This is a genomic window from Rheinheimera sp. B2H12, from assembly GCF_059620065.1.
In genome coordinates, this window is the sequence record NZ_CM184363.1 from 2,713,939 (window position 1) to 2,732,952 (window position 19,014).

Annotated in this window: 19 protein-coding genes; 11 read left to right on the top strand and 8 right to left on the bottom strand. The window is 48.7% G+C overall.

Annotation, left to right across the window (positions count from 1 at the left end):
- Nucleotides 1–5 precede the first annotated feature (5 nt).
- On the top strand, nt 6–260 hold the full coding sequence (gene yfaE / locus AC53GJ_RS11700) for a class I ribonucleotide reductase maintenance protein YfaE (RefSeq protein WP_496727884.1): 255 nt from the start codon (nt 6–8) through the stop codon (nt 258–260).
- Nucleotides 261–359: 99 nt separating this feature from the next.
- Here yfaE and AC53GJ_RS11705 read toward each other — a convergent pair whose 3' ends face one another.
- Complete coding sequence (locus AC53GJ_RS11705; protein ID WP_496727885.1) at nt 360–926, bottom strand: YceI family protein; 567 nt, start codon at nt 924–926, stop codon at nt 360–362.
- Between the two features lie 10 nt (nt 927–936).
- The gene (locus AC53GJ_RS11710) at nt 937–1,506 is read right to left on the bottom strand and encodes a cytochrome b (RefSeq protein WP_496727886.1); all 570 of its coding nucleotides are present in this window, start codon (nt 1,504–1,506) and stop codon (nt 937–939) included.
- Between the two features lie 294 nt (nt 1,507–1,800).
- Here AC53GJ_RS11710 and AC53GJ_RS11715 point away from each other — a divergent pair, with 294 nt between their 5' ends.
- The 9 genes from AC53GJ_RS11715 to AC53GJ_RS11755 are packed head-to-tail and all read left to right on the top strand — an operon-like array spanning nt 1,801 to nt 11,206.
- Entirely contained in the window at nt 1,801–2,931 is a 1,131-nt protein-coding gene (locus tag AC53GJ_RS11715) for a methyl-accepting chemotaxis protein (protein WP_496727887.1), read from the top strand.
- Nucleotides 2,932–2,941: 10 nt separating this feature from the next.
- On the top strand, nt 2,942–3,307 hold the full coding sequence (locus AC53GJ_RS11720; protein WP_496727888.1) for a response regulator: 366 nt from the start codon (nt 2,942–2,944) through the stop codon (nt 3,305–3,307).
- Between the two features lie 10 nt (nt 3,308–3,317).
- Nucleotides 3,318–3,632: an STAS domain-containing protein gene (locus AC53GJ_RS11725; protein ID WP_496727889.1), complete on the top strand. Its 315-nt coding sequence runs from the start codon at nt 3,318–3,320 to the stop codon at nt 3,630–3,632.
- A gap of 2 nt (nt 3,633–3,634) precedes the next feature.
- Entirely contained in the window at nt 3,635–5,734 is a 2,100-nt protein-coding gene (locus AC53GJ_RS11730) for a chemotaxis protein CheA (RefSeq protein WP_496727890.1), read from the top strand.
- 27 nt (nt 5,735–5,761) lie between these two features.
- On the top strand, nt 5,762–6,259 hold the full coding sequence (locus AC53GJ_RS11735; RefSeq protein ID WP_496727891.1) for a chemotaxis protein CheW: 498 nt from the start codon (nt 5,762–5,764) through the stop codon (nt 6,257–6,259).
- A 15-nt stretch (nt 6,260–6,274) separates the two neighbouring features.
- Entirely contained in the window at nt 6,275–8,032 is a 1,758-nt protein-coding gene (locus tag AC53GJ_RS11740) for a methyl-accepting chemotaxis protein (protein WP_496727892.1), read from the top strand.
- Nucleotides 8,019–8,855: a CheR family methyltransferase gene (locus AC53GJ_RS11745; protein ID WP_496727893.1), complete on the top strand. Its 837-nt coding sequence runs from the start codon at nt 8,019–8,021 to the stop codon at nt 8,853–8,855. Before AC53GJ_RS11740 ends, AC53GJ_RS11745 begins: the two co-directional genes overlap by 14 nt.
- A 58-nt stretch (nt 8,856–8,913) precedes the next feature.
- A complete protein-coding gene (locus AC53GJ_RS11750; RefSeq protein WP_496727894.1) occupies nt 8,914–9,978 on the top strand; it encodes a protein-glutamate methylesterase/protein-glutamine glutaminase in 1,065 nt (354 codons plus the stop codon).
- Nucleotides 9,979–9,988: 10 nt separating this feature from the next.
- Nucleotides 9,989–11,206, top strand: a complete 1,218-nt coding sequence (locus AC53GJ_RS11755) for an EAL domain-containing response regulator (protein WP_496727895.1) — start codon at nt 9,989–9,991, stop codon at nt 11,204–11,206.
- Between the two features lie 12 nt (nt 11,207–11,218).
- Here AC53GJ_RS11755 and AC53GJ_RS11760 read toward each other — a convergent pair whose 3' ends face one another.
- The 6 genes from AC53GJ_RS11760 to AC53GJ_RS11785 all read right to left on the bottom strand — a co-directional run bounded on the left by AC53GJ_RS11760 (nt 11,219) and on the right by AC53GJ_RS11785 (nt 16,316).
- Nucleotides 11,219–11,707, bottom strand: coding sequence for a chemotaxis protein CheD (locus tag AC53GJ_RS11760; RefSeq protein ID WP_496727896.1), 489 nt, complete (start codon nt 11,705–11,707; stop codon nt 11,219–11,221).
- A gap of 62 nt (nt 11,708–11,769) precedes the next feature.
- Entirely contained in the window at nt 11,770–13,335 is a 1,566-nt protein-coding gene (locus tag AC53GJ_RS11765; protein ID WP_496727897.1) for a methyl-accepting chemotaxis protein, read from the bottom strand.
- Nucleotides 13,336–13,442: 107 nt separating this feature from the next.
- Nucleotides 13,443–13,841, bottom strand: a complete 399-nt coding sequence (locus AC53GJ_RS11770) for a response regulator (RefSeq protein ID WP_496727898.1) — start codon at nt 13,839–13,841, stop codon at nt 13,443–13,445.
- Between the two features lie 222 nt (nt 13,842–14,063).
- Nucleotides 14,064–14,981 carry an oxygen-dependent tRNA uridine(34) hydroxylase TrhO gene (gene trhO, locus AC53GJ_RS11775; RefSeq protein ID WP_496727899.1) on the bottom strand — a complete coding sequence of 306 codons (918 nt, stop codon included), beginning with the start codon at nt 14,979–14,981 and terminating at the stop codon, nt 14,064–14,066.
- Between the two features lie 41 nt (nt 14,982–15,022).
- Complete coding sequence (locus AC53GJ_RS11780; protein ID WP_496727900.1) at nt 15,023–15,616, bottom strand: YaeQ family protein; 594 nt, start codon at nt 15,614–15,616, stop codon at nt 15,023–15,025.
- Nucleotides 15,617–15,674: 58 nt separating this feature from the next.
- Entirely contained in the window at nt 15,675–16,316 is a 642-nt protein-coding gene (locus AC53GJ_RS11785; protein WP_496727901.1) for a LysE family translocator, read from the bottom strand.
- A 219-nt stretch (nt 16,317–16,535) separates the two neighbouring features.
- Here AC53GJ_RS11785 and AC53GJ_RS11790 point away from each other — a divergent pair, with 219 nt between their 5' ends.
- Nucleotides 16,536–18,977, top strand: a complete 2,442-nt coding sequence (locus AC53GJ_RS11790) for a TonB-dependent receptor (protein ID WP_496727902.1) — start codon at nt 16,536–16,538, stop codon at nt 18,975–18,977.
- Nucleotides 18,978–19,014: the final 37 nt, after the last annotated feature.

Sequence of the window (19,014 nt, forward strand, 5' to 3'; positions counted from 1 at the left end):
GCCGGATGAGCAAGGTCGGCTTGCCGGATGGCAGCAGCCTGCCATTTGATGGCAGTTGCCCTACACTGCTTGAAGCGCTGGAGCAGCAAAAGCTGACGGTCAGTTATCACTGCCGCGCCGGCTTTTGCGGCGCCTGCCGCTGTAAATTACTGCAAGGGCAAGTGCGTTATTTGCAGGAGCCACTGGCTTTTGTCCGTAAAGGTGAGTTTTTGCCCTGTTGCAGTGTGCCGGTCGGCGATATTGAGATTGAAATTCCCTGACGCCTCAACAGATTGAAACTGCAACCTAGCCATGTAGCTTTGCTTGGATATAAAAAACCGCCGTGCTGGTCTCAGCACGGCGGTTTTCATCAACTGCTATTACTTGCGGACGCCTTCAACCACCAGATCCAGGTGCACGGTTTCTGAAGCCGGGCCAAGGATGTTTTTAATGCCGTAGTCAGACAAATTGATCGTGGTTTTACCTTCAAAACCGGCGCGGTAACCACCCCATGGATCTTTGCCTTCACCGGTTTTACTGGCGGCAATAGTGATTTCTTTGGTCACACCGTTAAAAGTGAAATTTCCCACTAAATCAAAGTTGTTACCATCTTTTGGCACCACTTTAGAACTGACAAAACTGGCTTTACCATGTTTGTCAACGTTCAGGAAGTCCGGGCTGCGTAAGTGTTTGTCGCGTTCAGCATGGTTAGAGTCAACACTTTTGGTATCAATCTCCAGTTGGATCTTCGAGGCTGCCAGATTTTTGTCATCGTAGCTGAATGTACCTGAAAAGGTATTAAAACGACCATGTAACCAGCTGTAACCTAAGTGGCTGACTTTAAACTGGACAAACGCATGGGCACCCTGAGTATCAATCACATAATCAGCAGCCTGGGCAGATACAGATAACACAGCCAGCGCACTGGCGATCATAAGCTTTTTCATCGGTATTCCTTCAATGATTATTAATGTCAGATTTTTTACTACCAGACCACCACATCCGTCGTAATGTGGCATCTTTATCCAGCAGGTGATGTTTGACCGCACCTGCCGCATGTAACAACACCAAGGCCATCAGGCTGTAAGCCAGCCATTGGTGCAACAACCCAGCCCGGTCTGCTTGCTCAGCAAATAATTCACCAAAGCCCGGCAACACAAACCAGTTAAATACTTCAATCCCCCGCGCATCCGCCGTCGAAATCAGATACCCGGTCAGCACAATAGCAACTATCAGCAGATACAACAGCAGATGAGTCCAGTGCGCCACACGCTGCACAAACTGACTATGGCTACTGATGGCCGCCGGTTTACCTTTTTTCCACAGCCAACCCAGTCTGATCAATAACAATATTGCCAGCACGACACCGACACTTTTATGATAATGCGGCGCCGTTTTATACCAGGCACTGTAATAAGTCAGTTCCACCATCCAGTAGCCAACACCAAATAAGGCAAAAATCATCACCGCCATCAACCAGTGCAGAACTTTACTGAGCTGGCTGTATTGTTGTACTTGTTGTTCCATCTTTTCCTCCGAGCAAGAACCACAGCATAACTTCAAGTTAAGCAAAAGAATATGGCAAAAGAGTGCTAACTTAGTTCGAAAAAATAGAATGAAACTTTCTCAGAGGTCCAGCAAAAACGGCCACAAAGCCATGCCAATGATCCTGGCTGCAGCGGCGCAGTCCCCACTGAACTAGTAAAAATCCTGAATAATTTCTGGACTTTACCTTGACACTGGCGCAACAGCGGTTATTGCTTATAGGCGGTCGGGCAAAGATTAGCGCCTGTCATTCAGAAGTATGAAAAAGGATCGGACATGCAAACCAATTCCCGTCTGCTGCTGGCGCTTGCCTTGCAGCTAATTGCACTGATGATGTTATGGCTATCCGCCGCCTGGTCAACCGCGGCGACGCTGACAGTGATAGCCGCAGCCATTTTCTGGTTGTTGTGGCCAGCCCCATCAGCGGTCAGCCCACAGCAACGGGAAACGGTTGTCACACCAGATCTCACCCCAGTGACAACCAACTGGCTGGACCTTGTGAGTCAGGTAACACCGGTTTGGTCGAAACAGTCACAATTAGTCAGACAACAAACCGAAAACGCGGTGGTCAATCTGACCGACAAGTTTCACCAGTTGCTACAGATGTTATCTGGTGAACAACAGCAGCAACATCAACCGCAAAATCAACAGTTGGTCAGCATGATCCGCCAGTCGGAGCAAAAACTGCTGGCCATGACTGCTCTGTTGGTGTCGGCCCAGCAAAATCGGTTACGCATGTTGCAAGAAGTGCAACAACTGGCCAAAGTAACCGAAGCACTGCAAAGCATGACCTCAGAGGTCGGTGACATCGCTGCCCAAACCAATTTATTAGCACTTAATGCCGCGATAGAAGCGGCCAGAGCCGGCGAAAGTGGGCGTGGCTTTGCGGTCGTTGCCACTGAAGTCAGAGCCTTGTCGAATCGCAGCAGCGAAGCGGGTAAACGGATCAAAGAACGGGTGGCTGAAGTAACACAGGCGCTCACCAAAGTGGTGCACGACAGTGAAGGCCAGGTGGAGCAGGAACAACAGATCATTGTGCAAACCGAACAGACCATCCATGGTGTGATGGCCGATTACGAAAATGCCGTGCAGGCGATCACCAGTGCGAATCAGCACCTGAATGAACAATCAGGCTATGTGCAGCAACAGTTATCAGATGTTGTGGTGAATCTGCAGTTTCAGGACAGAGCCAGCCAGATTATCAGCCATGTCATCGCAGATATGGACAAACTGGCGACTGCCGCCAGTCAGATCCGCCAGCGACTGAGCACAGGGCAACAGCCGGATCCGATTTCTGTTGCACAGTGGCTGGCACAACTAGAGCAAACTTATACTACGCTGGAACAAGTTCAGGCCCATTCAGGCCGGCAAACCAGCAGTTCGGCCGATGAAGTTACTTTTTTCTGAAGGATAAGGCATGAAAACAATTTTAATCGTTGATGATTCCATCAGTATTCGTCAGGTCGTTGGGATGACACTCAAAGCCAATGGCTACCAGGTGATCGAAGCTTGTGACGGTAAAGATGCGCTCGGTAAACTCAATGGCCAAAAAATTCATCTGATTATCTCGGATGTGAATATGCCAAATATGGATGGCATTACCATGCTCAAAGAAATCAAACAATTAGCAGCTTATCGTTTTACCCCCGTCATTATGCTGACCACCGAAGGTTCAGATCAGAAAAAAGAAGAAGGCAGAGCTGCCGGTGCCAAAGCCTGGGTGGTGAAACCTTTTAAACCCGAACAAATGCTGACAGCAGTGCAAAAACTGATTTTGCCCTGAGGAGACTGTGATGCCACTGACCATCAGTCAGAAAGCTGATTTTCTGATCGCAGAGTTTGATACTGAGCTGACTATTTTTAATGTGCGGGAGGCGCATGCGCTCCTTAGCCCTGCCCTGGCTGGTTTGCATGGCCGACTAATTTTTGATCTCACTACTTTGACAGATATTGATACCGCAGGCTTGCAGTTGCTGCTCTGGAGTCTGCAACAAATCAAAACACCGGCCGAAGCCATAGTGGCCAGCAGCGAAGATTGTGCTTTTCATCGCATCAGCCAAAGTTATGGCCTGCAATGGCCAACTGAATTTCACAGCGGGAAACATTGAGCATGGATCTGAGTCAGGCAAAAGGTTTGTTTATCGATGAAGCCCATACGCTGCTGGCAGATATGGAGCGTTTCCTGTTGGAAATTGAAGCTGGTGAAGCCAGCATGGTGCAACACATTGATGCGATATTCCGCGCAGCCCATACCATCAAAGGCTCGGCTGGTTTGTTTGGTTTTGATGCGATTGTGGCCTTCACCCACAATGTCGAAAGTGTGCTGGATAAAGTCCGGGCCGGTCAATTACCGCTCGATGAGAGCCTGATCGGTTTAATGCTGCAATGTCAGGATCATATTGCCAGCTTGATCCGACAGTTGGAGGACACTCAATGCCTGATCGATGTTGCAACCGGGACTCTTTTGCTGGAGGCTTTGCATCAGTATCTGGATCCACAACCCGCCAGCACGCCGGCAGCACCGGCTCACACGGCGCCGGAACACTGGCAGATTGATATTCAGTATGGTCAGGATGTATTTCGCGACGGCATGGACCCACAGTCGCAGCTGAATTATCTGCAGAGTCTGGGGCAACTGTTATCCATTGCGCTGCAGAGCCATTTTCCTGAAGCAAACTTGTTTGATCCGGAAAGTTGTTATTTGCAGTTAACTTTGGTACTGGACAGTGACGCCAGTAAGCAGCAAATCGAAGATGTATTTGAATTTATTCAAGATACCAGCAAAATTAGTATCAGTAGCCCGGAAAAAGTCCGCCAAACTCTACAGCAGATGCCAACCGTCGATGAAAAAATTGGCACTTTATTGGTCCATGCCGGCGCAGTCACTGAACGTGAATTACAGCATGCGCTGAGTCATCAGAAACAACAGCCGCAAAGCGATAAAGCACTTGGACAGGTATTAATTGAACAAGGTGCAGTCAGTACTGAAGTCGTGGCAGCTGCGCTTGATAAACAAAAAGCCACCGAGCATAAAAGGCCGGCAGATTTTCAGTTCCTGAAAGTTGAAGCACGTAAACTGGATGAATTAATTAACCTGGTTGGTGAGCTGGTCACCGCCGGTGCGGGCATTGATGTGCTGGTGCAACAACTGGCTGACGAAAAACTGCGAGAATCTTTTGGTGTGTTAACTTCCTTGCTGGAACAAATTCGCGATGGTGCACTCGGCCTTCGGATGGTGCAAGTCGGTGAATCTTTTAGCCGGTTAAAACGTATAGTGCGCGATGTTTCGAAAGAACTGGGCAAAGATATTGAACTGACGATTGCCGGCGCTGATACCGAACTCGATAAAAGCATGGTGGAAAAATTATCCGATCCATTAATGCATATTGTCCGCAATGCTTTAGATCATGGTATCGAAAACAAAGAGTTACGCCTGTATAAAGGCAAACCGGCACAGGGGCAACTGAAACTGAGCGCCTGCCACGAAGCTGGTTCGGTGGTGATTGAGATTGCAGACGACGGAGCGGGCCTCAATGTTGAACGGATCCGCGCCAAGGCAATCGAAAAAAACATTATTCCGGCGGATAAAGAACTCACTGAAGAAGAAGTCTACAAACTAATTTTTGCACCCGGTTTTTCCACAGCAGCGGCGGTCACCAATCTGTCAGGTCGTGGTGTCGGTATGGATGTCGTCAAACGCAATATCGAAGAATTACGCGGCCAAATCCAAATCAGCTCAGTGCCGGATCAAGGCACTAATTTTAAAATCCGCTTACCACTGACGCTGGCGATTATTGATGGTTTTCTGGTGAGTGTTGGCGATACTTTTCTGGTGCTCCCGCTCAATATGGTGCAGGAATGTATCGAGTTTAAGCAGCATCAACTGGACAACGAGCGCAATTATCTGGATTTACGTGGCGAAGTCTTGCCTTTCATCCAATTACAACAGTTGTTTGAGCTGCCTGCAGGCAAATCCAATCGTGAAAACATTGTGGTGGTGCAATATGGCAACCAACGTGCCGGCCTGGTGGTTGATCATCTGCACGGTGAACTACAAGCCGTGATTAAACCACTGAATTCATTGTTCCGCTCGTTAAAAGGCATTGGCGGTTACACCATTCTGGGCTCAGGTAAAGTTGGCCTGATCCTGGATATTCCACAGCTGGTGCAATTTGCCACCGCAGTTGAAAGTCAGAGTTTTGAACATTAACTGCCATCAAAGCAGAAGGAGCAGGATGTGGACGAACAATTTAATAAAGATCCGCTGAGCCATCAGCATTTTTTAACCTTTTTACTCAGAGATGAATGTTTTGGCATCAGTATCAACTCAGTGAAAGAAATCATTGAATATGACAATGTCACCCCTATCCCGCTGATGCCTGATTTTGTGAAAGGAGTCCTGAATTTACGGGGTGATGTGGTACCGGTGATTGATTTATCGATCCGCTTTAATAAAGCGCCGACCGAAGTGCAGAAAAGAACCTGCATTGTGATTCTGGAAATTATTTTTGAAGATCAGATAGTCACTATTGGTGCCGTGGTCGATAGTGTCAGTGAAGTGATTGAAATTAATATGGATAATATTGAACCTGCGCCGACTTTTGGTGCCAGGATCCGGGCACAGTTTATTCTTGGTGTCGCTAATGTTGGTGAACAGTTTGTGATCCTGCTGCGTGGTGAACGGGTACTGTCGCTGGATGAAATGGCGGCTATTATCGAGAAAGTGGCGGACTAAGCACAGGAGTTGTCGATGTTCGATCAAATGTCGTTATTCGCCCGCCAGGGGTTATTGGCCCTGAGCATGATCCTGTTGCTGATTTTATCCGGGCTGCTTGGGCTGCGGGGCATTTGGCTAGAACAACAAAGTATGGCGACTATGTATCAGGATCGGGTGGTTCCGATGCAACAACTGATCACTGTGTCCGATCTGCTGTCAGACCTGCTGCAAAAGCAGCCGCTGCAGATCCAGCAGCAAGGTTTTGCCACTGCGCCACAACTGGAGCAACAGCGCCAGCAACAAACTGAGTACCAGCAACTATGGCAACAGTATCTAGCCACCCGGCTGACCACGGAAGAGCAGCGCTTAGTTGACGCGATCAAAGCCGATATCGCGCAAGTCAATGCACAACTACAACAATTACAGCAATGGTACCAACCGCTGAACGCAGCAGCACTGGCTGCTTATTTACAACAAGAGCAAGTAGCCTTAGTGCCAGAGCTACAACAGCAATTTCGCCAGCTCATTGCATTGCAAACCCGGGAGTCTGCGCTGCTGTATCAACAATCCAGCCAGAATTACCAGCATAATCTGCAGTTGATGCTGGGTCTGATGCTGCTGAGCCTGGCGGTTGCCGTGTTACTGGCAGTCCTGATCAGCCGCAGCATTCTACGTCAACTCGGCGGTGAACCAGCAGCCGCAGTGCAAGTGATCCAACAAATAGCTGCTGGTGATTTGAGTGTGATAATCCCGGTTGCAGCGACCGATCAACACAGTATGTTGCGCCACTTACAACAAATGGTACAACGACTGGCACAGATTATTAGCCAGGTCCGCAGCTCGGCGGATACCTTATCATCGGCTTCAGCCCAGATGAGTGGCACGGCCCAAGGGTTGAGTCAATCTTCCACTGAACAAGCAGGCAGCGTTGAACAAACCAGCAGTGCAATGGAACAAATGTCGGCTTCAATCGCGCAAAATAATCAAAACTCGACAGTCACTGAAGCGATTGCCAAGGACAGTGCCAGCGATGCCGTGATCGGTGGTGAAGCTGTGCGCAATACCGTCAAAGCTATGCATCAGATAGCCCAGAAAATCAGTATTATCGACGATATCGCTTACCAGACCAATTTATTGGCGCTCAATGCTGCGATAGAAGCTGGCCGGGCTGGTGAACACGGCCAAGGCTTTGCCGTGGTCGCTGCTGAGGTGCGCAAGTTAGCGGCACGCAGTCAAACCGCAGCCAAAGATATCGGTGACGTTGCAGCCAGCTCAGTCGCACTGGCTGAACAGGCAGGACAACTGCTAGACCAAATGCTACCAGCCATTCAGCGCACCTCAGAATTAGTCCAGGAAATTTCCGCCGCCAGCACTGAGCAAAGCCAGGGCGCCGGCCAGATTAATACTGCCATCAGCCACATTACCCAAGCCACGCAACAAAATGCCGCAGCCTCGGAGGAGCTATCCGCCACTTCGGAAGAATTAACCGCTCAAGCACAACAGTTACAGCAACTGGTGGCCTATTTTCAGTTACCAGGGCAATCACATGAACCCCGCCGTATTGGCACTATCAGCCCCGCGGCTGCCAAATCATCAACTGAGGCGAATCACGGCAGGAAAAAGACGGTGTCGCAGCCGCCACGTGCAGCTAAACCAGCTACGCCAGCACCATCAAAACGTTTGCCTGCCACAACCCGCTCTGTCAAGGTGAAAATTCCAGCCATGTCAGTCCAAACAACAGCCGGTGTCAGACCCCGGCAGGATGATGATTTTGAATATGAAAAGTTCTGAAGCCGGCAGCGGAAACCGGCTTCATACTTTATCCAAAGCGGAATTTGTGCAATTTCGTGACTGGTTGTATCAGCAGGCCGGCATCCATCTGGCAGATGTGAAAAGTAGTATGGTCAGTGGTCGCCTGCAAAAAAGGCTCAGTGCCCTGCAACTATCTGGTTTTGGCGCTTATCTGGAATATTTGCGGGTGCCGGCACATCAACAGGAGCGGCAGACTTGTTTGAATTTGCTGACCACCAACGAGACCTATTTTTTCCGTGAAGAAAAGCATTTCGCTTTTTTGCAAAAACTGTTGCAACAACAACCTGGTTACCGGCAATGGCAGATCTGGAGTGCGGCAGCGTCTTCCGGTCAGGAAGCCTATTCCATTGCCATGGTACTGGCTGCTGAACTTGGCTTGGAGACCCCCTGGAAAATCTGTGCCACTGATATCAATACAACAGTGCTGGAAAAAGCACAACGCGGTATTTATCCAATCGAGGAGATCGAAAAAATTCCGTTGCCGATGCTGAAAAATTATTGTGAAAAAGGCGTCGGTAAAGATCAGGGCTGGTTCAGAGTCGGTCAGCCAGTACGTCAGCATGTCCAGTTCAGTCTGGCTAACTTATTTAAACTGGACGCTAAATTACCGCAGTTTGACGTCATTTTTTTACGTAATGTATTGATCTATTTTGAATTGGAAGACAAAAAGCTCATCGTATCAAATGTGGTGCGGCAATTAAAACCAGGTGGCACCTTATTGGTTGGTCACTCGGAAAGCATCCATGGTTATCACCCCTCACTACAGCAGGTACAACCGAGCTGCTATTGTTATCAGAAGTAGTGTTCAAAAGTAACGGCCGACAATATCAAGCTGATAGTTATCACTGTTTGGAGTTTAGATGCAAGCACGACGGATCAAAGTTTTAATCGTTGACGACTCCGCCCTGGTTCGACAAGTGTTGACCCAGCTGTTGGAAGGTTTTGCCGACATTGAAGTATTGGGCAGTGCGCCTGATCCGTTATTTGCCATGAATAAGATGAATAAGGATTGGCCTGACGTCATTACGCTGGATGTCGAAATGCCACGGATGGATGGCATCACCTTTTTAAAACAAATTATGCAAACCAGACCGACCCCGGTGCTGATCTGCTCATCCTTAACTGAAAAAGGCGCCGCTACCACAGTTCAGGCGATGCAAGCAGGCGCCGCTGGTATTTTTACCAAGCCGCAGCTTGGTGTGAAAAATTTCTTGCAGGCCAGCAAACAACAATTCGCCGATGCGATCCGGGAAGCAGCCCGCACCAATACCCGTAACCTGTTACCGAGACAGTTACAACCGCCAGCTCCACTGTTGCAGCCTGTGGTCAACACTGACACCCAGGCAATGGCACGCACCACAGAGCGAGTGATTGCCATCGGCACCTCCACCGGCGGTACTATCGCACTGGAGTTTCTGCTATCGCAACTCACATCAGTCTGCGAAGGCATTGTCATTGTTCAGCATATGCCAGAGAAATTTACCGCAGCTTTTGCGGCGAGGCTCAATTCCATTTGTGCCATTGAAGTACGCGAGGCAAAACATGGTGACAGGATCCGGCCAGGTCTGGCACTGATAGCCCCAGGCGGCCAGCATTTATCAATAGCTCGCAGTGGTGCTTATTATCAGGCACTGGTGAAGCCTGGTCCGGCGGTGAACCGGCACTGCCCTTCAGTCGATGTATTATTTCGCAGTGTGGCTAAAATTGCCGGCGCCAATGCCATCGGCATTATCATGACCGGGATGGGAGATGATGGCGCACGAGGACTGCTGGAAATGCGCGAAGCAGGCGCCCGCACTTACGCACAGGATGAAGAGTCTTCTGTGGTGTTTGGCATGCCAAAAGAAGCCATTAAGCGCCAGGCAGTAGACCAGATTGTTGGGCTGGATCGGATCCCTGCCGTCATTATGCAATACAGTCAATAAGGACATTTGCATGCAAAATCTGAAATTGTTGATTGTGGATGATAGCCCGGTACAACGTGAATACATGCTGCAGCTATGCCGTGACATTGGCTTTACTGAACTAAGCTGCGCCGAAAATGGTGAAATTGCCTTACCTATGCTACAACAGCAGCAATTTGATGTGCTGATTTGTGATTTAGAAATGCCAGGTTTAGATGGTATTGAGTTATTGCACAGAGTGGCCTCGCTAAACTGCAATGCAGCCGTGATTATTGTCAGTGGACGCGAGCAAAATCTGCTCACTGCGGTTGAGCTGATGGCTCGCGCCGATGGATTGCAGGTATTGGGCAGTTTACAAAAGCCACTGGACACTGCGGCATTCAGTCAATTACTCAGTCAGTTAAAGCCGCAAACGCAAAGCAATAAAAACGCATCCCAACAGCAGCAGCAACCCCTGCTTGATTTCAAAGAGTTATCTGAGGCCTTACAGCAACATAGATTTGTGTTGCACTATCAACCCAAAGTTGACATCCAAAGTGGACAACTGACTGGGGTCGAAGCGTTGGTCAGACTGCAACATCCCAGCCGTGGCCTGATCTATCCAGGCCATTTTATTGCCGTCTGCGAACGTTTTAACCTAATCGATGCCTTGAGCTACGAAGTGCTGTTACTGGCCATAGCCCAGCTGCAGCAATGGCGTGTCAAAGGCTTTGTGCCGAATATTTCGGTAAATCTCTCAGCGACTTCGTTTGAAAATGCGTTTTTCTTGCAACAAGTGAATCAATTGCTGGCTGATTCGGCCATCGACCCCACCCAGTTAATGTTTGAAGTTACTGAAACCGCCGTCATTCGTAATATGGGCCAGGCATTGGCTTTTTTAAGCCGGCTGCGGCTGTCGGGTTTTGGCTTATCCATCGACGACTACGGCACTGGCTATTCTTCGGTCAAACAACTGTCGCAAATTCCATTTACCGAATTGAAAATAGACCGCAGTCTGATTGATGGCATCGCTAGTCGTCGGCATTTACAAGTGATCCTGAGCAGCACCTTATCCATGTGTCAGCAACTGGGTATTAAAGTGGTGGCTGAAGGTGTGGAAAATCCGGCTGATTGGAAATACTTGCAGCAATTCAATAACTTAGTGGCTCAAGGCTATTACCTGGCAAAACCCATGTCATGCCATGCACTGGAAGAATGGATCCAACAAGGTTGCCGCTGCGCCGGTGCCAGCCTGGACTTGGGCGGGTAAGGACAGCCATTGTTATAGTTTGACCTGACGCAACCAGACATGGCCAGTGCCAATCTCGAAAATCAGATTGCGATGACCCTGACCACCCACATGTTCGGCGGCAAATTTACCCCCAAGGCGCTGCACAAATTGTCGGGCGGCGCTGATATTTTGTTGGCCAATTTGCCTGGCTGAAATATCCTGGCCGCTGAACATTGAAGCACCGCCAAATAACTTCATTTGCAACTCAGACACTTGAATGCCCTGCCGGCCAAATTGTTGCAGCATGGCCTGCAAAGCACTATCGGCATAACGGCCGGCATCTTCAGCTTTTTGCTTGCTATGGGCCGTCGGCAATAAAAAATGTGTCATGCCGCCAGTTTTGCTGGCAGCGTGCCAACAAGTGACTGAAACACATGAACCTAATAAGGTGCGGATACGATAATCCTGATCAGCCAGGCACCATTCCCCGGGTTGCAAAAAAATATCTATCAGATGCGTTGGAGTGACCGGTTGTGCCATCAAACTGCTCCAGAACGGTCAACAGGCAAGCGATATCACGCCTGCCTGTCGCCGCGACCCGGCTAATAAGCGTATTGTTTGTCGGTCGATAGTTGCGAGCTGAAGCCACCACTGGCGCCTACTTTAAAGAAGCCGATTAATTCTTGCAGCTGTTCGGCCTGTCCACTCATTTCTTCAGCGGTCGCCGCCAACTCTTCGCTGCTGGCAGCATTTTGCTGAGTGATTTGATTCAGTTGCGACATCGCGATATTGATCTGACTGGTACCGCTGCTCTGCTCATCACTGGCGGCACTGATTTCCTGCACCAGTTCAGAGGTTCGCAAAATGCCCGGCACAATATCAGACAACAAAGAACCGGCTTTTTCCGCCAGACTGACACTGTTGCGGGCCACTTCGCCTATTTCCTGCGCTGCCACCTGGCTACGCTCTGCCAGCTTACGCACCTCTGCCGCCACCACAGCAAAACCACGGCCATGGGTTCCGGCGCGGGCCGCTTCAATTGCAGCATTGAGGGCCAGTAAGTTAGTCTGATAAGCGATGTCATCAATGATACTGATTTTGTTGGCGATACTTTTCATCGCTGTCACGGTTTGTTCCACCGCCTGACCGCCATCTGTGGCCAATTGCGCAGCTTTAGAGGCAATACTTTCCGTCACTTTGGCATTTTCAGCATTCTGACCAACTGAAGCGCTCATCTCCTCCACTGAAGCACTGGTTTCTTCCACACTGGCGGCCTGTTCGCTGGTCGCTTGTGACATCGTTTGCGCGGTAGAACTAACTTCTTCAGAAGCAGAAGACAAATTATCGGCCGCACTGCGCACTTCGCCAACAATGGCTGATAATTTCACCACCATCTGCGCAATACCTGCCAGCATACTACTGTGATCACCTGTCTTTAATCGAACTTGCACTGTCAAATCGCCAGCCGCAACTTGCGACACCAATTGCGCGGCATAAGACGGTTCGCCACCTAACTGACGCAGTAAATTTCTGACAATTAAGGTTGCGATCAAAATGCCCAACACCAAGCTGATACTCATCACCACCATCACCATCTGGCGGGCCGTGGCATAAATCTCATCGCCCATCAGACTGGCGTCATCCGCACCTTTGGTATTTAAGGCCGCCAGCTTGAGTGCCAGCGCTGAAGTGCTATCAAACAGCTTTTGCGATGGTCCATTAATAATCTGCATCGCTTCTTCTGTTTTTAACTGACGGGAAAGCTGGAGTACTTGTTGGTGATATTGCAGATATTGTTGGTACTCAGTACTGAACTGGTCAAACAAAGCCCGCTCTTCTTCGGTGTTAATCAGTGCCTGATAAGCTTTTTTATTGTTATTGATTTGCTCCAGCACTGTATTGAGCGTAGCTTCAAACCGCTGCATTTCAGTTTCATTGCTGGAGATAATATGCGACAGCTCAGCAATGCGAAAATCTGAGGTATTGGTATTCAAGTCTAAAATAAAACGGGTCGCTGGTAACCAGTTGGTGGTAATCACTGTGGATTGCTGATTGACTTTTTCCATCTGATTTAACGCCGAGAAACCCATGACAGCCATCAGGATCAGCACAATCGCAAAGCCGAATCCTAGCTTAGTCCCAATCTTCATATTATTAAAAGCTTCCATCAAGTCGCTCCAGTGGTTAGATCTGTTATTACAACTTTTACCCGACAACTGTCGGTGTGCCACGACGGTGTGCCACCAAGGTGTTCAAACCGTCGGTACCGTCGGTATTAATGCAGCAATCTGGCGACAGCTTTTAACAGCTGAGCCGCCACAAAAGGTTTCACCAGCCAGGCTTTAGCTCCCAACTGCTGCGCGACCAGCATTTTTTCATCAGCGGCCTCTTTGGTTAACATCATCATCGGCACAAATTTGTAGGCTGGCAGTTGTCTGGCGGCAGCCACAAAACTGAGCCCGTCCATCTGCGGCATATAAATATCGCTGATAATTAAATGTATTTTTCGTCCATCCAACAGCGGCAATGCGCTACTGCCGTCATCAGCCTCAAGTACCTGATAACCGGCAGCAGTCAAAGTGGTATTGACCACAGCACGTAGGGGTGCAGAGTCATCCACAATTAAAATTGTTTTTGGCTTTGACGGGCTTAAATCCATATCCAGCTTGTTCATCTGAATAAATTCAGTAGGTTAAATATTAATCTGACCACAAAGGTGTAGCAGTGGAATAGGATAAATAAAAGGCAAAAGCAGGTTTTTGCCAAATATTTTTTAGCATCAGCAGGAAATGACCGGACAACCTAACAACCAGTGACGAAAGAAATGCGGTTGAACCTGAGAGAGGAGATGCGCCCTGGCAGACATGGTGCCAGCCAGGGATAACCAAAGCCGTGGTTAGAAATCGACTTTACCATCGCGGATATGCTTCTCACCGCGTTTTTTTGCCAGCTCAATTTGCTTTTGCCGCTCAGTAAAAGCTGCTTTTTGTTCTGCGGTGATTTTGTCATGACAGTGCGGGCAACTTAAGCCTTTGACATAAAATTCTGATTGCATTTCTTCTACTGACAGCGGCATCCGGCAGGCATAACACTGATCATAACTGCCCTGTTCCAGACCATGTTTGACGGCAACACGCTGATCAAACACAAAACATTCGCCTTGCCATAAACTGTCCGCTGCCGGCACTTCTTCCAAGTATTTCAGGATCCCACCATCGAGGTGATACACTTCTTCAAAACCTTGTTCTTTCAAATAAGCTGTTGATTTTTCGCAGCGAATACCACCAGTACAGAACATGGCCACTTTTTTATGTTTGGCACTGTCAAGATTGTCCGCCGCCCACTGCGGGAACTCACGAAAACTGGTAGTGTTCGGATTAATGGCATTTTTAAAACTGCCAATGGCCACTTCATAATCATTCCGGGTATCAATGACGACAGTGTCAGGATCACTGATCAGATTATTCCAGTCCTGACCTTTGACATAAGTGCCAACAATATGCTGTGGATTAATACCTTCCACACCCATAGTGACAATCTCTTTTTTCAATTTGACCTTGGTGCGGTAAAATGCGGGTTCATCTGCCATCGATTCTTTGTAAGATAAACCACTAAAACGGCTATCCGCCAGCAACCAGTTTTTCACGGCATCTATGCCGTCACGATGACCGCAAATGGTGCCGTTAATGCCCTCTTCTGCCAACAACAAGGTACCTTTGACTTGATGTAACACCATGTGTTGGTAAAGTTTGTCGCGCAAGGCGACATAATCAGGCAAGGAAACAAATTTATAAAGCGCAGCTACTACGTACATAATTTACCTTTTTGCTCAGTCCGGATCGCAAATCCGGCGCATTAAAATCGCGGCGGATTATACTGCAAAGCGAGCACGCTGGTAAATCTGAATGTCATACCAGAGGTGTCACAACAGACTGATTCAGGTAAGTTGATTTCAAGCTGTTGTTGACCATCTGTGATCAGTAACTGACATTCATCGCGCCAGACCGACCATTGCATATGGCCTTTGAACATCTGACAGCAAAGCGCCAGTTGTGGCGGTGACAGTGGCAAAAAATGAACATTGGTCAGACCTTTACTGAGCTGCCGCAATTTTGCTACATCCTCATCTGTACTGACCAATAACACTTGCTCAGACTGATGTGAGGCCCGCTGCAGTTGTTTTTCATTCGGAATATCAACCTGACACCAAAGTAAAAAATGCTGATGTTGATCCTGCAGATAAAGGTCAGGCTTCTTGCCGGCATGGTCGTGGCGGGATAATTCGGGCTGAAGCTCAAACAATGCCAGATAACTCAGTAGTCGTTTGGCCAGATGTTCGGCTGCTTCATCGGCAAAAGGCGCCAGATAACAGGTCTGACGCTGATAATGATGAGATTGTTCGCAGCTATACTGCAAATCCAGCCGCATTACTTTACTGAGCATCTGCATAAAGCACCTCTTTGCTTTAGTCCGCAAGCTGGCGCTTTAGTTTACTGCCCGGCAAGGTTTAATTGCCGATAAAAGCGCTGAATACCAATTGCATAGCTAATGCCAACAATACCAGCCCCATGATCCGGTCAAACCAATAACCATAGTTAAGCAGAAAAGCTGTCACTTTTTCGCGGGTTAGCAAAAAAGACAATAAACTGAACCAGGCCGCAGTGGCCACGGCCATGTACAGACCGTAAATAATTTTGAAACTAGTTGGCGTTTGTGGCGAAATAATGACGGCGAATAACGCCAGAAAAAATAACGTCGCTTTTGGGTTTAAACCGTTTGTCAGTAATCCGGTGCGAAAAGATTGCCATAAACTGATTTGAGGTGTGGCCGCGACGGCTACTTCAGCTGTTGGCTCAGCTGCAGGCGCACTGCGCAGTGCCATCATGCCAATGTAACCAAGATAAGCTGCAGCCAACAAAGAAAATAGCTGGAATAACCAAGGCGTGGTTTTCAGTAATAAGCCAATACCCAATAACGAATAAGCGACATGGACTAAGATGCCAAGCCCGATGCCAACGCTGGCAGCTAGCGCTACTTTGACACCATGACGGACGGCATAACGTAAAATGATGGCAAAATCAGGACCCGGGCTGGCAACGGCCACAAAATGCACTGAAGCAACAAGTAAAAACTCTGGCCAAAACGACATGTTTTTCCTCTGAAATGAAGCAAAAAACGCTATTGTACGACAGTTACAGCACTGTCAAAGACTGAATTTAATGAATTATTTTGCAAGGGATACCAGGTTTTACTCAAGGGTAAAATCTGTCATGTCGCCGCAGCGAACGATCAGAGGGCTTGTCAGCGACACCTGACTTACCGTAAAATGTTATAACATCACACGCATTTTACTTATATAGGTAGTTCGATGACGGTTCATTCATTGTTTAAACCAGCGTTGTTAGCGCTGTTAGTCAGCCTTTCTTTTCAGTCACAGGCGCAAAATCAGACGGTTAGCGGGACAGTTGTTAACAAACAAGGGCAACCGATCGCGAATGCCAAGGTGCATGTGCATGGCCGTCAGCAATATGTGTATACCAATGTCCAAGGTCAGTTCAGCATCCAGAGCCCGGCGCAGGCCGAATTACATATCGCCGCCAAGGGCTATGGCGACCAGTTTATTCAACCTACAGCCCAAACGCTGAATGTGACTTTAGCTGAAGGTGGTGTTGAACGGATCACCGTCTCCGCCTCTGGCTTACATCATTATGATCTGGACATGGCACATCCTGTGTCGGTGTTAAGCGGTGAAGCGCTTAGCCTGAAAACGGAAGCAACCATTGGTGAAACCTTAAAATCAATGCCAGGTGTGCATAGCAATTATTATGGCCCTGTGGCAGCAAGTCCGGTGATCCGGGGCCTGGATGGCCCACGGGTTAAAGTACTAAGCAATGGTCTGGATACCGGTGATGTCTCCCGTGTCGGCCCCGATCATGCCATCACCGCAGATGCCATTACCACAGAGCAAATCGAAGTGTTACGTGGCCCGGCGACACTCTTGTACGGCAGCGGTGCCATCGGCGGCGTTGTCAATGTGGTGGATAACCGCATTCCACGCCAGCTACGCCAGCCACAAACCATTGTTGACAGCAGATTTAACACTGTTGCCGATGAAACCACCCTGGCGTTGAGCCATGATGGCGCCCAGGATCAACTGGCCTGGCATTTTGATGGTTTTAACCGCGACAGTAATGATGTTGCCGTACCGGAATTTATCAATGATGAAGGCGAAACCAGTAAAAAACTAGCCAATTCCTGGCTGGATAATCAGGCCGTCAATGGCGGTTTAAGCTGGGTTGGCAGTCAGGGCCTGTTTGGTGTCACTGTTGGTCGGATTGACAGCAAGTATGGCATCCCAGGGCATCACCATCATGCAGCTGAAGAGATTGAAGTTGCTGCTGATGCACATGAAGAAACAGGTGTCTATGCCGATATGACACAAGACCGGGTTGGTTATGCCGGCGAACTCTATAGCCCTTTTGCTGGCATTGAAACACTGAGCCTAACCGGTGCTTATACCGACTATCAACATATTGAAGTGGAAGGCGGCGCCGCTGGCACCACCTTTAGCAACAAAGCGCTGGAAAACCGCTTGAGCGCCGAGCATGCAGATGTTTTCGGCTGGCATGGTCTGGTCGGTCTGCATTTGCAGCACAATGACTATCATGCTGTCGGTGCCGAAGCATTTACACCAGCCAGTAAGACAAATAGCTATGCGCTGTTTGTACTGGAAGAACAGAAATTTGGTGATATCACGGCACAATTAGGTGGCCGCTTTGAAAAAACCAAGCATAAAGCTGGTGCTCTGCTGGCAGAGCACGACCATGCGGATGAAGGCCATGACCATGCGGAGGAGCATGCTGCAGAGGCGGCACACAATTATGCTCGTTTTAACGCCAGCAGCCTGTCCGCCGGACTAGTCTGGAATTTTATGCCGGATTATCAGTGGGCACTGAACCTGAGTCGCTCAGAACGGGCACCTTCAGCTGCTGAAATCTATGCCAATGGTGCCCATATCGCGACAAAATCCTATGAAGTCGGTCTGGCTTATCAACTGGATGAAGATGGTGAAATAAGTTTGTATAACGGCAAAATGCAGCGCGAAATTGCCAATAATATTGACCTTGGTTTCCGTAAAATCACTGGTGATGTCACTTTCAGCTACAACTTTTTCTACAATCAGGTCGATAACTACCTGTACCAGAACTTCACTGATCTCACGATGGAAGATTTAGCAGGTCATAGCCATGATCATGATCACGCTGATACAGGTCATGACCATGACCATGACCATGACCATGACCATGACCATGACCACGATCATGGCCACGACTCATTTTTTGTGTATCAATATCAGCAACATGACGCCATTCTTTATGGCATGGAGTTTGAATTAGCCTACCAGTTTACCCCAACGCAACGGCTGAATGTTTTTGCCGACACAGTGCGCGCTAAACTAAAAAATGGTGGCGATACCCGTTATAGCAATGGTGATCAGTTACCACGGATCCCACCGCTGAAAGCTGGCTTGCAATACCAATATCAGGCTCAGCAGTGGAGTGCAGATCTGGGGGCGACTTTTTACGCTCGGCAGGAGCACATCCACTTTTTTGAAACTGAGACCGCAGGTTATGCAACTTTTGATGCCAGTCTGAGTTATTACTTCGACATGCAATCTGTCGATATGACCGCCTTTATTAAAGGTAGTAACCTGGCAGATAAACTTGGTTATGTGCACAGCTCTTTTATCAAAGCCGATGCGCCATTACCAGGTCGGGCTATCACACTTGGCTTAACCGCGCGTTTTTAATCGCTGCGGCAGCATGCTAAAGCCGCGCTGGGCTCAG

Coding starts and splice junctions, on each gene's coding strand:
- AC53GJ_RS11760 (WP_496727896.1), bottom strand. CDS start 11,707: ATGGCACAACCGGTCACTCCAACGCATCTGATAGATATTTTTTTGCAA.
- AC53GJ_RS11725 (WP_496727889.1), top strand. CDS start 3,318: ATGCCACTGACCATCAGTCAGAAAGCTGATTTTCTGATCGCAGAGTTT.
- AC53GJ_RS11745 (WP_496727893.1), top strand. CDS start 8,019: ATGAAAAGTTCTGAAGCCGGCAGCGGAAACCGGCTTCATACTTTATCC.
- AC53GJ_RS11780 (WP_496727900.1), bottom strand. CDS start 15,616: ATGCAGATGCTCAGTAAAGTAATGCGGCTGGATTTGCAGTATAGCTGC.
- AC53GJ_RS11740 (WP_496727892.1), top strand. CDS start 6,275: ATGTTCGATCAAATGTCGTTATTCGCCCGCCAGGGGTTATTGGCCCTG.
- yfaE (WP_496727884.1), top strand. CDS start 6: ATGAGCAAGGTCGGCTTGCCGGATGGCAGCAGCCTGCCATTTGATGGC.
- trhO (WP_496727899.1), bottom strand. CDS start 14,981: ATGTACGTAGTAGCTGCGCTTTATAAATTTGTTTCCTTGCCTGATTAT.
- AC53GJ_RS11765 (WP_496727897.1), bottom strand. CDS start 13,335: ATGGAAGCTTTTAATAATATGAAGATTGGGACTAAGCTAGGATTCGGC.
- AC53GJ_RS11785 (WP_496727901.1), bottom strand. CDS start 16,316: ATGTCGTTTTGGCCAGAGTTTTTACTTGTTGCTTCAGTGCATTTTGTG.
- AC53GJ_RS11715 (WP_496727887.1), top strand. CDS start 1,801: ATGCAAACCAATTCCCGTCTGCTGCTGGCGCTTGCCTTGCAGCTAATT.
- AC53GJ_RS11705 (WP_496727885.1), bottom strand. CDS start 926: ATGAAAAAGCTTATGATCGCCAGTGCGCTGGCTGTGTTATCTGTATCT.
- AC53GJ_RS11750 (WP_496727894.1), top strand. CDS start 8,914: ATGCAAGCACGACGGATCAAAGTTTTAATCGTTGACGACTCCGCCCTG.
- AC53GJ_RS11770 (WP_496727898.1), bottom strand. CDS start 13,841: ATGAACAAGCTGGATATGGATTTAAGCCCGTCAAAGCCAAAAACAATT.
- AC53GJ_RS11710 (WP_496727886.1), bottom strand. CDS start 1,506: ATGGAACAACAAGTACAACAATACAGCCAGCTCAGTAAAGTTCTGCAC.
- AC53GJ_RS11720 (WP_496727888.1), top strand. CDS start 2,942: ATGAAAACAATTTTAATCGTTGATGATTCCATCAGTATTCGTCAGGTC.
- AC53GJ_RS11790 (WP_496727902.1), top strand. CDS start 16,536: ATGACGGTTCATTCATTGTTTAAACCAGCGTTGTTAGCGCTGTTAGTC.
- AC53GJ_RS11730 (WP_496727890.1), top strand. CDS start 3,635: ATGGATCTGAGTCAGGCAAAAGGTTTGTTTATCGATGAAGCCCATACG.
- AC53GJ_RS11755 (WP_496727895.1), top strand. CDS start 9,989: ATGCAAAATCTGAAATTGTTGATTGTGGATGATAGCCCGGTACAACGT.